The organism is Tenacibaculum sp. AWR4_210 (assembly GCF_056160945.1).
Genome location: NZ_JBSWYF010000006.1, coordinates 266829 through 282656, shown reverse-complemented (window position 1 = coordinate 282656; position 15828 = coordinate 266829). Strand labels below are relative to the sequence as shown.

The window sequence follows — 15828 nt, the reverse complement described above, 5'->3', positions numbered from 1 at the left end:
GTTAGAAATAGCTCGCTTTTAATTGCAGACCTGTCGTTTCAGGTAAGTCAAATAGTAAATTCATGTTTTGAACTGCTTGTCCTGATGCACCTTTTAAAAGATTGTCAATGGCACTAGTAATGAGTAGTGTATTGTTGTGCTTATGCAGGTGTATCAGACATTTGTTGGTGTTTACCACTTGCTTTAGGTGCACCGGTGTTGAGGTAACGTGGGTAAAAGGTGCGGAATCGTAGTAACTCTGATACAGGTGCTGCAAATTTGCTTCCGAAGCGTTGATTTCTGTATAAAGAGTGGCGTATATTCCTCTAGAAAAGTTACCTCTAAACGGCATGAAAAATAGTTGTTCAGTATTTGTGTGTTGTTGAATTTCAGGTAAATGTTGATGGGTGAAAGGTTTGTAATACGAAAAATTATTATCTCTCCAAGCGTAATGAGAGGTAGGACTCAGAGAGGTACCTGCTCCTGTTGCGCCTGTTGTCGCTTGAATGTGAACGGGTTTGGTCAGTAATTTTTCGGTGCTCAGTGGAAGTAGTGCTAGCTGGATGGCTGTAGCAAAACATCCTGGATTAGCGATGTTTTTGGCATTTTGAATGTCACTTTTTTGATATTCAGGCAGTCCGTAAACGAAATTTCCGAATTCGGAATTAGCCTGCGCAGTCAGTCTGAAATCATTGCTTAAATCAATGATTTTAGTGTGCTTAGAAAACGAGTGTTCAGCTAAGAATTTTGAGGAGTTCCCATGTCCTAGGCATAGAAAAACACAATCCACATTAGCTTGAATAGCACTGCTGAATTTTAGGGAGCAGTCTCCTGTTAAATCCTGGTGAATATCACTGATGGCGTTGCCTGCGTTCGAGGTGCTGTATACGAAGCTCAGATGAGCTTTTGGATGGTTGATAAGGATTCTTATGAGTTCTCCTGCTGTATAGCCAGCTCCTCCGATAATACCTACTTCAATCATGATTTTTATTGTTTAACCTGTTGGTGTATTTTGTGTTGATTTGCATTTATTTTGATGAAGCCTTTAGCTTCTTCGGCAGTCCACAAAGTGTTCATTTCTCCGTAGATTCCGTATTTTGAATTCATAAGGTCGAACGGTGATGAAATACCGTTAACGGTGAATCTGTAAGGGTGTAATTCTAAATATACCTCCCCGGTGACGCGTTGCTGACTGTGGGTTAGAAAGGCTTCCAAATCTCTCATTACTGGATCCAAATAATCACCTTCGTGCAGGTGCATTCCGTAGTAATTGGCCAGTTGATCTTTGTGTTGTAATTGCCATTTGCTGAGCACGTGTTTTTCGAGTTGATGGTGAGCTCTGATAATGAGCACTGCTGCAGGAGCTTCGAATCCAACCCTTCCTTTTAACCCGACGATGGTGTCGCCCACATGAATATCTCTACCAATTCCGTAACTAAGTGCTAAGGAATTGAGCTTTTTAATGTTGTCAATGCTATTCCCACGAACCTGATCAATAGCACTGAGTTCTCCGTTTTCAAAGCTCAGCGTAACGGTTGTTTTTTTGTGCGCGTAGCTGACTGGGGTATAGGCTTCTTCTGGCAAAGGATCACGGGAGTTCAGTGTTTCTTTACCACCAATACTCGTGCCCCAAAGTCCTTTGTTTATTGAATACTGAGCCTTGTTCCATGAGAGGTGAATCCCTTGTTTTTTTAGATAGTTAATCTCTTCTTGTCTCGTGAGTTGGAGGTCTCTAATTGGGGTGATGATAGTCAATTCTGGGGCTAAGGTTTGAAAGATCATGTCAAACCTAACTTGATCATTACCCGCTCCAGTACTTCCGTGAGCAAGATGACTTGCACCTATTTTTTTTGCGAAATTTGCAATTGCTATCGCCTGTACGATACGTTCGCTACTTACGGATAGTGGATAGCAATTGTTTTTGAGTACATTCCCGAATATCAAATACTTAATTACCTGTTGGTAATAGTCTTCAGTGGCTTCGATAGTGGTATAGCTTTTCACTCCTAATTGTTTAGCTGTTTTTTCATTGTGTGCCAGTTCTTGAGCGTCAAAACCACCAGTGTTAACGCAAACAGCATGTACTTCATACTGTTGGTTGCTGAGGTAGGCTGCGCAGTATGAGGTATCTAATCCTCCGCTATAGGCTAGTACTATTTTTTTCATGTGTTGTTTTTTTTAGTAAAATGTTTTGTTTGAGTCTCTTTAATCGTTGAAATACTTTGTCCTTGATTTTGATTTTCTTAGGGGTTTCTTTTGGGTCAAATAACATGCCTGTACACAAACACATTTTTTGTTGAGTACGTTGTAAAATGTCGTAATTGACACAAGTAGCACAGCCCTTCCAAAATTGTGGGTCTTGGGTGAGTTCAGAAAAGGTAACTGGTCTGTATCCGAGCTGGTTATTCATTTTGATAACCGCTAATCCTGTGGTAATACTGAAAATTTTAGCCTTCGGATACTTGGCTCTCGATAAGTCAAAAATGGCTTTTTTGATTTTTTTGGCCAATCCGGTGCCTCGGTAATCAGGATGAACAATAAGACCGGAATTTGCTACGTATTTGCCGTGTTGCCAACTCTCGATATAGCAAAAACCTGCGAAGTTGTTACCGTCTAAAGCAATGACAGCTTCGTTGTTAATCAGTTTTTTTGCAATGTATTCTGGTTGGCGTTTGGCAATTCCGGTACCTCTAATTTGAGCCGCTTCTTCAATGGTGGCACAAATCAATTCACTGTAGCATACATGTGAATTGTTTGCAATAACTATTTGCATACCAATGTATTTGTGTTAAAAAATATCTAATGAAATCGGGTGATGAGAGAGCAGGGCGCACCTGTGCTCTTAGGCTTCAAGTACCTTTACGGACGCGAAGGACTTGAAGGAAAAAAGGGACTCCGGGAACCTTGAAGGGTTCGCGTTGTAAAATAGGTTGTAAATGTGTGTAAGTTGATTGGAGTCAAAACAATGAATTAAAAATTATACAATACGCAGTGGGTATAGAAGGGCTTAGTGACGTCAATTACGACCGCACTAGCATACTGGGTATTACGAAGTATAATTTTTGTGTTTTCATGATGGGGCAAATCTAAAGATTAAATTTTGATATGGACAAATAATTTGTGTTATTTTTTAGCAATGATTAAAAAATAGTCCTTTTAATATATTGTATAAAAGAGGTTTAGAATATTTTTTTTAGAAATTGTTTGTTTTTTACAAAAAATATTTCAAACCTTTGTAGCACATGAGAAACCGAGTTTTAAATATTATTACTGTCATTATTATTGTCGTTGTGATTTGTTCACAAGGATAGGGAGTAAGTATTTAAAAAATAAAAATATATTGAATAGACTTCCTGAGAAATTAGGAAGTCTTTTTTTTTTTGATTAGAATGAATTTAGTAAGCAACATCGTCGTAATTATTATTTGTGTCATTATTAGCTCACCACCGAGTTGATACAGATGGTTATTACCCTATAGAAAAGCCTGTGTCAACCCGTTGATACAGGCTTTTTTTTATTGCTGACTGTCATAAAGTTTTTTAGTTAAATAGTTGATTTTTAGATTGTTGAGTTTATTAAAAACGAGATGGGAATCATTCGGTAAAGCAAAAATTAAATAAATACAAAAACCAATAAAATAATTTCGAATTAAAAAGACAACACCATGTACTACGATGAAAATACAGTGATATTTTACAATGGAGAATTTGTAAAGGCTACTGAAGCAAAGGTGAGCTTATACAGTCAAACCTTGCATTATGGCAACGGAGTTTTTGAAGGGATCAGGTCCTATGAAACTTCTGAAGGAGCTAAGATTTTCAAAGCAAAGGAGCATTATGAGCGCCTAAAGTTTGGTGCGGAAGTCATGAACATAGATTTTGACTATTCCGTGGCTCAATTAACGGAGTTAACCTATGAACTCTTAGAGCGAAATGGCTTAAAAGATGCTTATATCAGGCCCTTGGTGGTAACCGGAGAAAATATGGGAGTGTTCTCGGCAGAGGGCTCTGATCTAATTATCCAGTGTTGGCAGTGGGGTAAATTGATGGGAGAGCGTTTGTTGCGCGTAAAAACTTCTCGTTTTCAGCGTCCTAATCCCAATGCCTGCTTTGTAGAGGCAAAGGTTACTGGACATTATATCAACTCTATTTTGGCGAGTAACGAGGTGAAGCGTGCTGGTTATGATGAAGCTTTGTTGTTAGATATGAACGGTCATGTGGCCGAGTGTTCTGGAGCTAATATTTTTATGGAGAAAGACGGTTGTTTATACACTCCACCCAAAGGTCATATCATGGCAGGTATAACACGGGCAACGGTGTTGGAGTTGTGCGAAGAGCTTGGATTTGAAGTGAAGGAGCAGCACTTTACGTTAGCCGATTTGAAGAGTGCGGATAGTGCGTTTTTTACTGGGACGGCAGCTGAAGTTATTGGATTACAATCGATAGATGAATACGAGTTTCCTATGGAGTGGAAATCCTCAAAGGGAAATCAATTAATGAAATTATACAAACAAGAAGTTCTAGGGCTTCGAAAGAAACAAACGGTACTTTAGAAATGGAATTAAACAAGTTTAGTAAACGAGTTACTCAAGACGATACACAGCCCGCGGCACAGGCAATGTTGCACGCCATTGGGTTGTCAAATGAAGATTTAACCAAGCCTTTTGTCGGGATTGCTAGTACAGGTTATGAAGGAAATCCTTGCAATATGCACCTCAATGATTTAGCGAAATTAGTGAAGCAAGGTACTGAAGATGAGGATTTGGTGGGTCTGATTTTTAATACGATAGGAGTCTCTGATGGTATTTCTATGGGAACTCCTGGGATGCGATTTTCATTACCATCGCGTGATGTTATCGCTGATTCCATGGAAACGGTTGTACAGGCCATGTCCTACGACGGTCTCGTCACAGTGGTAGGCTGTGATAAAAATATGCCTGGAGCATTGATGGCAATGCTGCGATTGAACAGGCCTTCCGTATTAGTTTACGGTGGAACTATAGCCTCAGGGTGTCACGAAGGAAAAAAGCTGGATGTAGTTTCTGCTTTCGAAGCTTGGGGTGAAAAGGTAGCCGGTACCATTAACGAACAGCAATATCAATCTGTTATTGAGAAAGCTTGTCCAGGAGCGGGAGCTTGTGGCGGTATGTATACGGCAAATACGATGGCCTCAGCCATTGAAGCACTGGGGATGAGTTTGCCTTATAATTCATCAAACCCTGCAATCAGTAACGATAAAGAACAGGAGTGTGTCGCTGCGGGGAGAGCCCTGAGGGTGCTGTTGGAAAAGGATATCAAGCCTTCGGATATCGTCACTAAAAAATCATTGGAGAATGCAGTGCGTTTGGTAACTGTTATGGGAGGTTCTACCAATGCGGTATTACACTTTTTAGCGATAGCAAAAGCAGCAAATGTCGACTTTACTTTAGCTGACTTTCAACGCATTTCTGATACAACTCCATTTTTGGCAGATTTAAAACCGAGTGGACAGTACCTCATGGAAGACGTTCACAATGTAGGAGGAACGCCAGCAGTACTAAAGTACTTATTGGAGCAAGGGTTGTTGCATGGCGATTGTATGACCGTTACAGGGAAAACCCTGGCAGAGAACTTGATTGAAGTGCCGAGTTTACAAGCAGGTCAGGAGGTAATTAGACCTTTGGAGAATCCTATTAAAGAAACAGGACACTTACGCATGTTGTACGGTAATCTAGCTAGTGAAGGTTCAGTTGCCAAAATAACGGGTAAAGAGGGAGTTATTTTCAGAGGAAAAGCCAAGGTTTTTGAAGGAGAATACGAAGCAAATGACGGTATTAGAGATGGAAAAGTATCTAAGGGAGATGTGGTAGTAATTCGTTATGAAGGTCCGAAAGGAGGACCGGGAATGCCTGAGATGTTAAAACCAACAGCGGCGATAATGGGAGCGGGCTTAGGAAAAGAAGTCGCATTGATAACCGATGGTCGTTTTTCAGGTGGAACCCACGGGTTTGTCGTTGGGCATATTACCCCCGAAGCACAAGAAGGAGGAGTGATTGCGCTCGTGAAAAACGGCGACATGATTACATTGAACGCAGAGGAAAACACCATCACTTTGGAAGTCAGCGACGAAGAACTCGAACAGAGGAGGAACGATTGGCAAGCTCCACCGTTAAAAGTGAATAGGGGAGTGTTGTATAAGTATGCAAAAACAGTGGCTTCGGCTTCTCGAGGTTGTGTAACAGATGAATTTTAAAAGCAAAAAATAGCAATCAAATCTAGACTGGAAAAAACAACAGTACTATGGCTACAAAAACAAAAGAAAAAACGACAGTAATTAGCGATCAAACAACTCGAATATCGGGAGCAGAAGCTGTAATAAAATGTTTGTTGGCAGAAGGGGTGGATGTATTGTACGGATACCCGGGAGGGGCAATTATGCCTGTATATGATGAGTTTTATAAATACCAACAAGAAATTCATCACGTATTAACACGACACGAGCAAGGAGCAACCCACGCTGCGCAAGGTTATGCTCGCGTGAGTGGAAAGGTAGGGGTGGCTATTGCGACCTCAGGTCCTGGAGCAACCAATTTAATAACCGGAATAGCAGATGCGCAAATTGATTCTACTCCCATGGTTTGTATTACTGGGCAAGTAGCAGAACACTTACTCGGAACTGATGCTTTTCAGGAAACGGATATAATAGGGATTTCGACGCCGGTAACCAAGTGGAACTATCAGATAACCAAGGCGAGTGAAATCCCTGAAATAATGGCCAAAGCATTTTATATCGCAAAATCGGGACGCCCAGGACCAGTATTGATTGATATTACTAAAAATGCGCAGTTTGAAGAGTTTGACTTTGTGTATAAAAAATGTACGTCTATACGCAGTTATACTCCGAAAACGCCTGTGGTAGCCTCAGTGCTACAAGAAGCGGCAAGCCTTATCAATGCCGCCAAAAAGCCAATGGTGGTATTTGGACAAGGGGTTATTCTCGGAAATGCTGAAGAGGAGTTCAAAGCATTTATCGAAAAGAGTGGGATACCAGCTGCATGGACCATTTTAGGCCTGTCAGCATTACCCACCGCACATCCTTTGAATGTTGGAATGGTAGGAATGCATGGAAACTACGGTCCCAATAAATTAACCAACGAATGCGATGTGTTGATCGCCATAGGTATGCGTTTTGATGACAGGGTAACAGGTGACCTTAATCGCTATGCGAAACAAGCAAAGGTGATTCATTTTGAAATAGATCCCGCTGAAATAGACAAGAATGTGAAAACAGATGTTGCCGTTTTAGGAGATGCTAAAGAAAGCTTAGCGCAAATACTTCCCTTGGTAGCTGATAAATCACATCAATCGTGGTTGGAAGAATTTAAAAAGCACGATGCCTTAGAATTTGATAAGGTGATTAAAGATGTACTGTATCCCGAGAAGGAGGGATTGACCATGGGCGAAGTACTTAAGGAAATTAATCAGGCATCAAAAGGAGAAGCAGTAATTGTATCGGACGTAGGACAGCACCAAATGTTTGCTTGTCGTTATGCCGAGTTCACGAAAAGCAAAAGTAATATCACCTCAGGCGGTCTCGGAACTATGGGCTTCGCCTTACCAGCAGCCATTGGAGCAAAAATGGGGGCACCCGAGAGAGAAGTTGTTGCGATCATAGGTGACGGGGGGTATCAGATGACCATACAAGAGTTAGGAACCATCCTGCAAACAGGTGCAGCCGTGAAAATTGTGGTTTTAAATAATGAGTTTTTAGGTATGGTTAGGCAGTGGCAGCAGTTGTTTTTTGACAAGCGTTACGCTTCTACTGAAATGGTAAACCCTGACTTTGTAAGCATTGCAAAAGGTTACCACATCGATGCGAATCGCGTAACGAAAAGAGAAGAACTCTCGGCAGCAGTTCAGGAAATGATGCAGTCTCCAAAGGCGTATTTTTTGGAGGTGTGTGTTGAAAAAGAAGATAATGTATTTCCAATGATACCAACAGGATCGTCAGTATCAGATATAAGACTAGAATAATTATGAGTGCAATAGAAACCTATACCATCTCGATTTACACCGAAAATAATGTGGGATTGTTAAATAGAATATCCTCAATTTTTCAAAGAAGACACTTAAATATAGAAAGTGTTAATGTGTCAAAATCCGAAATTAAAAGCGTGTCCAGATTTACCTTGTTGGTGAAATTGACCCAAGATCAGGTGTCAAAAATTATCGGGCAAATAGAAAAGCAAGTAGAAGTAATTAAGGCTTTTTATCATCGTACTGATGAAACCATTTATCAAGAATCATGTCTTTTTAAGTTAAGTACTGATTTACTCATGGGGAACGATGAGATTCAGACGGTTATAAATAGCAGTAAATCGAAAGTTATCAATATCAATAAAGATTTTTTCGTCTTGGAAAAATCAGGTACTAAAGAGGAGGTCGAAGAACTCTATCATTTATTGGATAAACACGGAATAATGCAATTTGTACGTTCAGGTCGAATTGCCATTACCAAAGAAGAAATGAAAGTTTCTGAATTAATTAAATCATTTGAATAAAACAAACAACGAGATAATATCAGTATGGAAAATTATTTTAATCAATTGTCTCTTAGAGAGCAATTAGAGCAGCTAGGGAAATGTAGATTCATGGAATCTGAGGAGTTTGCAAACGGTATCGAAGCTTTAGCGGGTAAAAAAGTGGTGATCGTAGGTTGCGGTGCTCAAGGACTTAATCAAGGACTCAATATGAGAGATTCTGGCTTGTCAGTATCGTATGCTCTGCGTGAACAGGCAATTCAAGAGCAACGTGCGTCCTTCAAAAATGCGACGGAAAACGGTTTTGAGGTGGGAACTTTTGAAGAATTGATCCCTCAGGCAGATGTAGTGTGTAATTTGACGCCTGATAAACAGCATACCAAAGTGGTTTCAACTGTAATGCCATTGATGAAGCCAGGAGCAACCCTTTCGTATTCTCACGGATTTAATGTCGTGGAGGAGGGGATGCAAATACGTGAAGATATAACTGTAATTATGGTGGCTCCAAAATGTCCAGGAACAGAAGTTCGCGAAGAGTACAAACGCGGGTTTGGAGTGCCTACCCTAATTGCTGTACACCCAGAAAATGATCCTGAAGGAAAAGGTTTGGCTCAGGCTAAAGCCTATGCTTATGCCACAGGAGGACACAGGGCTGGGGTTTTGGAATCGTCATTTGTAGCAGAGGTGAAATCTGACTTGATGGGAGAGCAAACAATTTTATGTGGTGTATTACAAACCGGATCAATCTTGAGTTTTGATAAAATGGTTGCAGAAGGAGTGGATCCTAGTTACGCTGCGCATCTCGTACAATACGGATGGGAAGTGATTACCGAGGCGCTCAAACACGGAGGAATTACCAATATGATGGACAGATTGTCGAACCCTGCAAAGATTAAAGCCTATGAGCTAGCTGAAGAGTTAAAAGGATTGATGCGTCCACTTTTTCACAAGCATATGGACGATATCATGTCAGGGAAGTTTTCTAGAACCATGATGGACGATTGGGCTAAAAATGATGAAGATCTGTTGCGTTGGAGAGCAGAAACAGGGGAGAGTGCTTTTGAGAAAACTACGGCTTTTGAGCAAGCATTAGATGAACAAGAGTATTTTGATCATGCAACGCTATTAGTTGCTTTTGTAAAATCGGGAGTGGAACTCGCTTTTGAAACCATGACAGAAGCCGGAATCATTGAGGAGTCGGCGTATTATGAGTCACTACACGAAACACCATTAATAGCCAATACCATTGCCAGAAAGAAACTGTTTGAAATGAACAGAATTATTTCGGATACGGCAGAATACGGATGTTATTTATTTGACCACGCATGCCGCCCTCTGTTAAAGGAATTTGTAAAAAAACAAGACCTATCCGTAATCGGAAAACCGTATGCACAGTCGAATACCGTCGATAATCAGCAATTAATAGCAGTGAATGCGGCTATACGAAACCATCCTGTAGAAGAGACTGGGAAGAGTTTACGCTTGGCAATGACTGCGATGAAAACAATAAAACCAGAGGTGAAAGAGCCTGTTTTAGTATAGAAATGGAAGTAAAAACAACATTGTATTTTCCTAAATTAAATGCAGTTAAGGAGGCGGCAACTACTTTGAAAGAGGTGGTTGCCCAAACGCCTCTGCTCCAAAATTTTTCGTATTCAAAAAAATACGCTGCTGAAGTTTACTTTAAACGTGAAGATTTGCAGCAAGTACGATCGTATAAAATACGTGGTGCTTACAATAAAATTAGCAGTTTAACACCAGCAGAGCTGGAACGTGGGATTGTATGTGCTAGTGCCGGAAATCACGCCCAGGGCGTGGCTTTTGCCTGTCATAAAAAAAAGATTCAGGGCACTATTTTTATGCCCGCGCCAACACCTAAACAAAAGTTGGAACAAGTAAAGATGTTTGGTGGTGCGTATGTAGATGTTCAACTCATTGGAGATACCTTTGATGATGCGTACAAAGCATCAAAACAGTTTTGTGATACGCATCAAAAAACCTTTGTCCATCCTTTTAACGATAAAAAGATTATCGAAGGACAAGCCACTGTCGGGCTCGAGCTATTAGAGCAGCTATTAGAAGCTCCTGATTACGTCGTGGTTCCAGTAGGTGGTGGCGGACTGGCCTCAGGAGTGTCTACTATGGTTCGCTTACTGTCTCCTTCGACGAAGATAATAGGAGTAGAACCCTTAGGGGCTCCGTCTATGCAGGCAGCGTTTAAGGCTGGGCACAACCGTAAACTGGCCAGTATCGATAAATTTGTCGACGGTGCAGCAGTGCAGCAGGTGGGTGATTTAACCTATCCCATATGCCAAGAGAACCTAGACGAACTTTTGACAGTGCCTGAAGGTTTGGTGTGTCAAACAATTTTAGATATGTACAACAAAGAAGCTATTGTGGTCGAGCCTGCGGGAGCATTGACAATTGCGGCACTAGAATTCTTGAAAACGGAAATTAAGGGCAAACGAGTGGTATGTGTGGTCAGCGGAAGTAATAATGATATAGTTCGTACTGCTGAAATCAAAGAGAGAGCTTTGTTGTATCAGGGATTAAAGCATTATTTTATCATACGCTTTCCTCAGCGTGCAGGAGCGCTTAAAGAGTTTGTAAGAGATGTGTTAGGAGTGCGTGATGACATTACCTATTTCGAGTATTCCAAAAAGACAAACAGAGAAAATGGTCCTGCCGTTGTAGGGGTAGAATTGGCTTCTCCTACAGATTTAGAGCCTTTAGTTGAACGAATGAAAGCACGTAATTTTTACGGTGAATACCTTAATAACAAACCGGATTTATTTGAATTTTTGGTATAAACCCTTCATAAAAAAGTCGCTATTGCGCAGTTTGTTTTTCTTTAATAAAAAAACCCGAACAACTTGTTCGGGTTTTTATGGTGGTGCCTCCAGGAATCGAACCAGGGACACAAGGATTTTCAGTCCTTTGCTCTACCAACTGAGCTAAGGCACCATTGTTGGTTTGCTTAAGTCTTGCAGCTTTTGGAATAAAACTCGCAACCGAGATTGCGAGCTTTATTTGTGGTGCCTCCAGGAATCGAACCAGGGACACAAGGATTTTCAGTCCTTTGCTCTACCAACTGAGCTAAGGCACCAGTCTGCTGCTTTCGCTAAGCGGATGCAAATATACAACCCTTTTTCAATCTGCCAAAATTTTTGATTAAAAATTTTTGTGTTGTACCTTTGGGTTTTCATAAAAAAGAGACATGTTTTTAATATTGGATATCGGAAATACGAGAGCTAAGTTAGCTGTTTTTGAGGAGGGTAGCTTGAAGCGTTTAGAGGTGGTTTTGACCCCGAAAATTTTTGAAAAAATTTTTGATTTTTTTTCTGAATTCAACATCACACATAGCATTGTTTCGTCTGTAGCCGGATTTTCGGCAGATGAAGTTGCTCGACTTAAGGAACTGTTGAACCCCATTTTTTTGGATGCTGAAACACCAGTGCCATTTCATAATGCCTATGGAACTCCAAAAACTTTAGGAGTAGATAGAATAGCACTTGCCGCTGCAGCCGTGCAGCAGTATCCGGGTAAGAATGTATTGGTTATCGATGCCGGTACCTGTATTACTTATGATTTTATAGATGCTAATAAGAACTATTTAGGTGGGGCTATTGCTCCTGGTATTCGTATGAGGTACAGGTCATTATCGGAGTTTACGGCCAAGTTGCCTTTGTTGGAAACCTGTGCTCCGGATGATTTTATAGGTACAGATACGGCCACTTCTATGCATGTCGGAGTGGTAAATGGAGTATATAATGAAATAAAAGGTCTTGTTAATCAATATAAAGCACGCTATCAACATTTAACAGTTGTTTTAACAGGGGGAGACACAAAATTCTTGTCAGAACAATTTAAAAATGGCATATTTGCCCATCCGAATTTTGTTTTGGAGGGATTACACACTATTTTGATATTTAATATAGCGAATGATTAAGAGGTTATTACTAGGAATATTCGTACTTATAAGTACAGCAATTGTAGCACAGAGAAACAGCGCATCTCCTTATTCTTATTTTGGAATTGGTGAGAACTTTGATCCGTTAACAGTGGAACAATCTTCTATGGGAGGAATTGGTGCTGCGATGAAAGATAGCTATCATTTAAATTTTACGAACCCGGCAGCCATGGCTGATTTGAGGTTTGCAAACTACGCCATTGGTGGAAGTCTTACTTTTTTGAACTTAAAAGAAGGCGCGAACAGTCAATCAGGTAACTCTACGAGTTTACGATACATTGCATTGGGTTTCCCAGTAGGGAAAAAAGCGGGGTTTTCTGCAGGAATACAACCGTTCTCTTCCGTGGGATATGCCTTGATGAATAGAGTCTACACTGGATCAGATTTAACAGAGATTACGCGTTTTACCGGATCGGGAGGAACGAACAGATTGTACGCGAGTTTTGGTATGTATGTGTTTGACGGTTTATCATTAGGTGCAGAGGCGAGTTTTATTTTCGGAACGATTGAAAATAGTATCTTAAATCAGAGAAGTCAGGTAAGTTTGGCAACAAAGTACCATGAAAGATTGTCAATTCGAGGAGGACAATTTAAATTTGGGGCTCAGTATAAGACGGATTTGAAGAACAAACTTCAATTGTCTACTGGGGCAGCCATAACGTTACAAAGTGATTTGTCTGCTAAAGGAAATGAGCGTTTGTACTCATTGACGTTCAATACCTCTGGGGCAGAGGCGATACGTGATGAATTGTACAACATAAAGAAAGAAGGAACCTTGAGCATGCCAGTAAAAACTGTTTTTGGTGTAGGTTTAGGAAAGGAAAACAAATGGTACGTTGGAATTAACCAAGAATTTAAAGAAGCGGTAAACGTTACGAATGGTTTGAATAATTCGAATAGCTTCCAGTACGAAAGTGGGAACAAATTTGCGATTGGAGGATACTATATTCCAAAGATGAACTCAATTCAAAGCTACTGGGATCGCGTGACCTATAGAGCAGGTCTTCGCTTCGAAAAGATTGGTATTAAGGCAGATGGAACCGGAACTGGGCAAAATTTAACATCAATAAATGATTTTGGCATAAATATTGGAGTTGGATTACCATTGCCAAAACAAATATCTAATGTAAATTTAGGATTTGAATACGGACAGAGGGGAACACTTACGAATAGTTTAATTAAAGAGAACTACTTTAATGTGAAGTTGAGTTTGTCTTTAAATAGTAATAAGTGGTTTGTCAAGAGAAAAATAGATTAATAAAAAACTGATACATGATGAAAAAAATTACGAATTTACTTACAGGAGTATTTTTGTTTGTAGCCGTAAATGGGGTTAAAGCGCAGGCAAGCGAAGAGTGTAATATCAAGTACAACCTGTTTAAAGGAAATGCACTTACAAAAAAGTATGATGCTGCCAGACCGGATTTAGATTACTTGCTAGCTAACTGTCCTAAGTTATCAGTAAATATCTATAAATACGGGGCAAAGATTGCTAAAAAGACGAAAGATGCTGTTTTAGCAAAGAAAATTTATGAAGGACGTTTAACCTATTTCCCAAATAAGGGAGCTGCTAAAGCGCACAGTGAGTACGCAACGTTCTTAATAGCAAATAAATTAGGTTCAGACGCTGAGATTTTTACAATTTTAGAAAAAGCCTATGCTATTTCTCCTAAGGAGATGAGTGTTAAAAACATTTTTAGATACTTTAAAGCGATCGTAGCGAAGTACAAAGACACAGATCCACAAAAAGTATTTGACACCTATGATGACGTAATGGAGTCTGTAGGAGAAAAATTAGATGACTACAACCAGAAAATTGCCAAGTTACAGGCGAAGGAAGAAGCAGGAACCTTAGATGCTAAAGAAGCAAAGCGCTTAAAAGCATATACAGTAAACTCTACTTCTCTAGGACTAGTAGAAGGAGGATTGGATGCTGAATTAGCTGAAATCGCAACTTGTGAGCGTTTGGTAATGGTGTATTCAAAAGAATACGATGCAAAGAAAACCGATGGAGTTTGGTTAAAAAGAGCGGTTTCGAGAATGTTTAACAAAGAATGTCAAGGAGATCCTTTGTTCGAGAAATTAGCTAAATCATATGCTGATGTAACTCAATCAGCTGATGCATTTAACTTTGTTGCTGCGGTATTAGCTAAAAACGGAGATAACAAAGGTGCTGCTCAAATGAGAAAGAAAGCCTTTGATTTAGAAACAGATCCGTTGAAAAAAGCGAAGCTTAAATTAAGAGAAGCTCAAGGAGCTTCAGGAAGCAGAGCACGTGCATTGGCATTGGAAGCATTGAAGTACAACCCTAATTTAGGTAAAGCGTATTTATACATTGCTAGCTTGTATCAAAAGAGTGCAAACTCTTGTGGTAGCGATGAGTTCGAAAAGAGAATGGTATATGTAGCAGCCCTAAACAAAGCGATGAAAGCGAAACGCGTTGATCCAGGGTGTGGTGCAGGTAGATACATTAAGAGTTATAGAAAGTTTGTTCCTTCTAAGAAGTTAATATTCCAAAAAGGAGTAGCTCCAGGATCATCTCATAAAATTGGATGTTGGATTGGAGAAACGGTAAAAGTACCTGTTAACTAATGACTGTTAGACAACATAATATATTCACGAGCATTGCCATCATTTTGTTGATGGCAATGCTTTTTTCTTGTACCAATTCAAAAAAAGAAGTACAAGACTTTTTAAAAGATAAGAATTTGCCAATTGCGATTGGTAAAGATATTTATCACGTCTATAAAGATTCAGGGCAAATAACCTCTAGGTTAATTACTCCTGTATTGTATGATTTTAGTAATAGAGAACAGCATCCGTACAACGAGTTTCCTAAGGGAATTAAGATAGTAACCTATGAAAATGACGGAAAAGACTCTACCACCATTACAGGGAATTACGCGCTGACCTATAATAAAACCAGAATCTCAGAAATCCGAGATAATGTGGTGATTATCAACCATACGGAAAAATCAAGACTCGAGACCAACCAGTTGTTTTGGGATCAAACCCAACACTATTTTTTTACGGAAGACGGTTTCCGTTTGACCAACCCGACGGATACGATTAATGGATATGGTTTTGAATCTCGTCAAGATTTGTCTAAATTTATCGCCAAGGATATAACGGGTAAAATTTTAACTAAAGAAGAAGATTTATAATGCAAAGCATTTGGAAGTTTTTACAATACGGATACCTGGTAGTGGGAATCATTTTTTTAGTAGAAGGTATTATTGCACTGTCTACTGATGTTACCAGAGCGATGATTATGTTTGGATTATCGGCCTTTATCGTTGTGATATTTTTGTTCAAGCGTCGCTTTAGAAGAAAAATAGAAGCTCGAAATAAACAGCAATAA

14 protein-coding genes and 2 tRNA genes are annotated in these 15828 nt (G+C 39.9%); 11 read left to right on the top strand and 5 right to left on the bottom strand.

Annotated features, from left to right (window positions below):
* Position 1 precedes the first annotated feature (1 nt).
* The 3 genes from argC to ACXAG7_RS13090 are packed head-to-tail and all read right to left on the bottom strand — an operon-like array spanning position 2 to position 2752.
* Positions 2-961 (bottom strand): N-acetyl-gamma-glutamyl-phosphate reductase, encoded by a 960-nt coding sequence (argC, locus tag ACXAG7_RS13100; RefSeq protein WP_476667056.1) that lies wholly within the window; start codon positions 959-961, stop codon positions 2-4.
* A 5-nt stretch (positions 962-966) separates the two neighbouring features.
* Positions 967-2145 carry an argininosuccinate synthase gene (argG, locus tag ACXAG7_RS13095; RefSeq protein ID WP_476667055.1) on the bottom strand — a complete coding sequence of 393 codons (1179 nt, stop codon included), beginning with the start codon at positions 2143-2145 and terminating at the stop codon, positions 967-969.
* Entirely contained in the window at positions 2120-2752 is a 633-nt protein-coding gene (locus ACXAG7_RS13090; protein WP_408042890.1) for a GNAT family N-acetyltransferase, read from the bottom strand. The genes argG and ACXAG7_RS13090 overlap by 26 nt, the downstream gene beginning before the upstream one ends.
* 891 nt (positions 2753-3643) lie before the next feature.
* Between ACXAG7_RS13090 and ACXAG7_RS13085 the strand changes: the two genes are divergently transcribed.
* Genes ACXAG7_RS13085 through ilvA form a run of 6 tightly spaced genes read left to right on the top strand, consistent with a single transcriptional unit; the run spans position 3644 to position 11307 of the window.
* Positions 3644-4531, top strand: a complete 888-nt coding sequence (locus ACXAG7_RS13085) for a branched-chain amino acid transaminase (RefSeq protein ID WP_408042891.1) — start codon at positions 3644-3646, stop codon at positions 4529-4531.
* Between the two features lie 2 nt (positions 4532-4533).
* Positions 4534-6210, top strand: coding sequence for a dihydroxy-acid dehydratase (gene ilvD, locus ACXAG7_RS13080; RefSeq protein ID WP_476667054.1), 1677 nt, complete (start codon positions 4534-4536; stop codon positions 6208-6210).
* A 47-nt stretch (positions 6211-6257) separates the two neighbouring features.
* Complete coding sequence (ilvB, locus tag ACXAG7_RS13075) at positions 6258-7991, top strand: biosynthetic-type acetolactate synthase large subunit (RefSeq protein WP_476667053.1); 1734 nt, start codon at positions 6258-6260, stop codon at positions 7989-7991.
* A 2-nt stretch (positions 7992-7993) separates the two neighbouring features.
* Positions 7994-8518, top strand: coding sequence for an acetolactate synthase small subunit (gene ilvN / locus ACXAG7_RS13070; RefSeq protein ID WP_408042894.1), 525 nt, complete (start codon positions 7994-7996; stop codon positions 8516-8518).
* 24 nt (positions 8519-8542) lie between these two features.
* The gene (ilvC, locus tag ACXAG7_RS13065; RefSeq protein ID WP_408042895.1) at positions 8543-10039 is read left to right on the top strand and encodes a ketol-acid reductoisomerase; all 1497 of its coding nucleotides are present in this window, start codon (positions 8543-8545) and stop codon (positions 10037-10039) included.
* 2 nt (positions 10040-10041) lie between these two features.
* Entirely contained in the window at positions 10042-11307 is a 1266-nt protein-coding gene (ilvA, locus tag ACXAG7_RS13060) for a threonine ammonia-lyase IlvA (protein WP_476667052.1), read from the top strand.
* Between the two features lie 78 nt (positions 11308-11385).
* Here the strand turns inward: ilvA and ACXAG7_RS13055 are convergent.
* Positions 11386-11461, bottom strand: a tRNA-Phe gene (locus ACXAG7_RS13055).
* Between the two features lie 69 nt (positions 11462-11530).
* Positions 11531-11603 (bottom strand) — tRNA-Phe (locus ACXAG7_RS13050).
* A gap of 111 nt (positions 11604-11714) precedes the next feature.
* Here ACXAG7_RS13050 and ACXAG7_RS13045 point away from each other — a divergent pair.
* From ACXAG7_RS13045 to ACXAG7_RS13025, 5 genes are read left to right on the top strand one after another with little or no spacing between them, the layout of a single operon-like run.
* A complete protein-coding gene (locus ACXAG7_RS13045; RefSeq protein ID WP_476667051.1) occupies positions 11715-12446 on the top strand; it encodes a type III pantothenate kinase in 732 nt (243 codons plus the stop codon).
* Positions 12439-13725: a BamG family beta-barrel-assembly machinery protein gene (bamG, locus tag ACXAG7_RS13040; protein WP_476667050.1), complete on the top strand. Its 1287-nt coding sequence runs from the start codon at positions 12439-12441 to the stop codon at positions 13723-13725. Before ACXAG7_RS13045 ends, bamG begins: the two co-directional genes overlap by 8 nt.
* A gap of 14 nt (positions 13726-13739) precedes the next feature.
* On the top strand, positions 13740-15059 hold the full coding sequence (locus ACXAG7_RS13035) for a hypothetical protein (protein WP_408042899.1): 1320 nt from the start codon (positions 13740-13742) through the stop codon (positions 15057-15059).
* Positions 15059-15631, top strand: a complete 573-nt coding sequence (gene lptC, locus ACXAG7_RS13030) for an LPS export ABC transporter periplasmic protein LptC (protein ID WP_408042900.1) — start codon at positions 15059-15061, stop codon at positions 15629-15631. Before ACXAG7_RS13035 ends, lptC begins: the two co-directional genes overlap by 1 nt.
* The gene (locus ACXAG7_RS13025) at positions 15631-15828 is read left to right on the top strand and encodes a hypothetical protein (RefSeq protein WP_476667049.1); all 198 of its coding nucleotides are present in this window, start codon (positions 15631-15633) and stop codon (positions 15826-15828) included. The genes lptC and ACXAG7_RS13025 overlap by 1 nt, the downstream gene beginning before the upstream one ends.

Coding starts and splice junctions, on each gene's coding strand:
- argC (WP_476667056.1), bottom strand. CDS start 961: ATGATTGAAGTAGGTATTATCGGAGGAGCTGGCTATACAGCAGGAGAA.
- argG (WP_476667055.1), bottom strand. CDS start 2,145: ATGAAAAAAATAGTACTAGCCTATAGCGGAGGATTAGATACCTCATAC.
- ACXAG7_RS13090 (WP_408042890.1), bottom strand. CDS start 2,752: ATGCAAATAGTTATTGCAAACAATTCACATGTATGCTACAGTGAATTG.
- ACXAG7_RS13085 (WP_408042891.1), top strand. CDS start 3,644: ATGTACTACGATGAAAATACAGTGATATTTTACAATGGAGAATTTGTA.
- ilvD (WP_476667054.1), top strand. CDS start 4,534: ATGGAATTAAACAAGTTTAGTAAACGAGTTACTCAAGACGATACACAG.
- ilvB (WP_476667053.1), top strand. CDS start 6,258: ATGGCTACAAAAACAAAAGAAAAAACGACAGTAATTAGCGATCAAACA.
- ilvN (WP_408042894.1), top strand. CDS start 7,994: ATGAGTGCAATAGAAACCTATACCATCTCGATTTACACCGAAAATAAT.
- ilvC (WP_408042895.1), top strand. CDS start 8,543: ATGGAAAATTATTTTAATCAATTGTCTCTTAGAGAGCAATTAGAGCAG.
- ilvA (WP_476667052.1), top strand. CDS start 10,042: ATGGAAGTAAAAACAACATTGTATTTTCCTAAATTAAATGCAGTTAAG.
- ACXAG7_RS13045 (WP_476667051.1), top strand. CDS start 11,715: ATGTTTTTAATATTGGATATCGGAAATACGAGAGCTAAGTTAGCTGTT.
- bamG (WP_476667050.1), top strand. CDS start 12,439: ATGATTAAGAGGTTATTACTAGGAATATTCGTACTTATAAGTACAGCA.
- ACXAG7_RS13035 (WP_408042899.1), top strand. CDS start 13,740: ATGATGAAAAAAATTACGAATTTACTTACAGGAGTATTTTTGTTTGTA.
- lptC (WP_408042900.1), top strand. CDS start 15,059: ATGACTGTTAGACAACATAATATATTCACGAGCATTGCCATCATTTTG.
- ACXAG7_RS13025 (WP_476667049.1), top strand. CDS start 15,631: ATGCAAAGCATTTGGAAGTTTTTACAATACGGATACCTGGTAGTGGGA.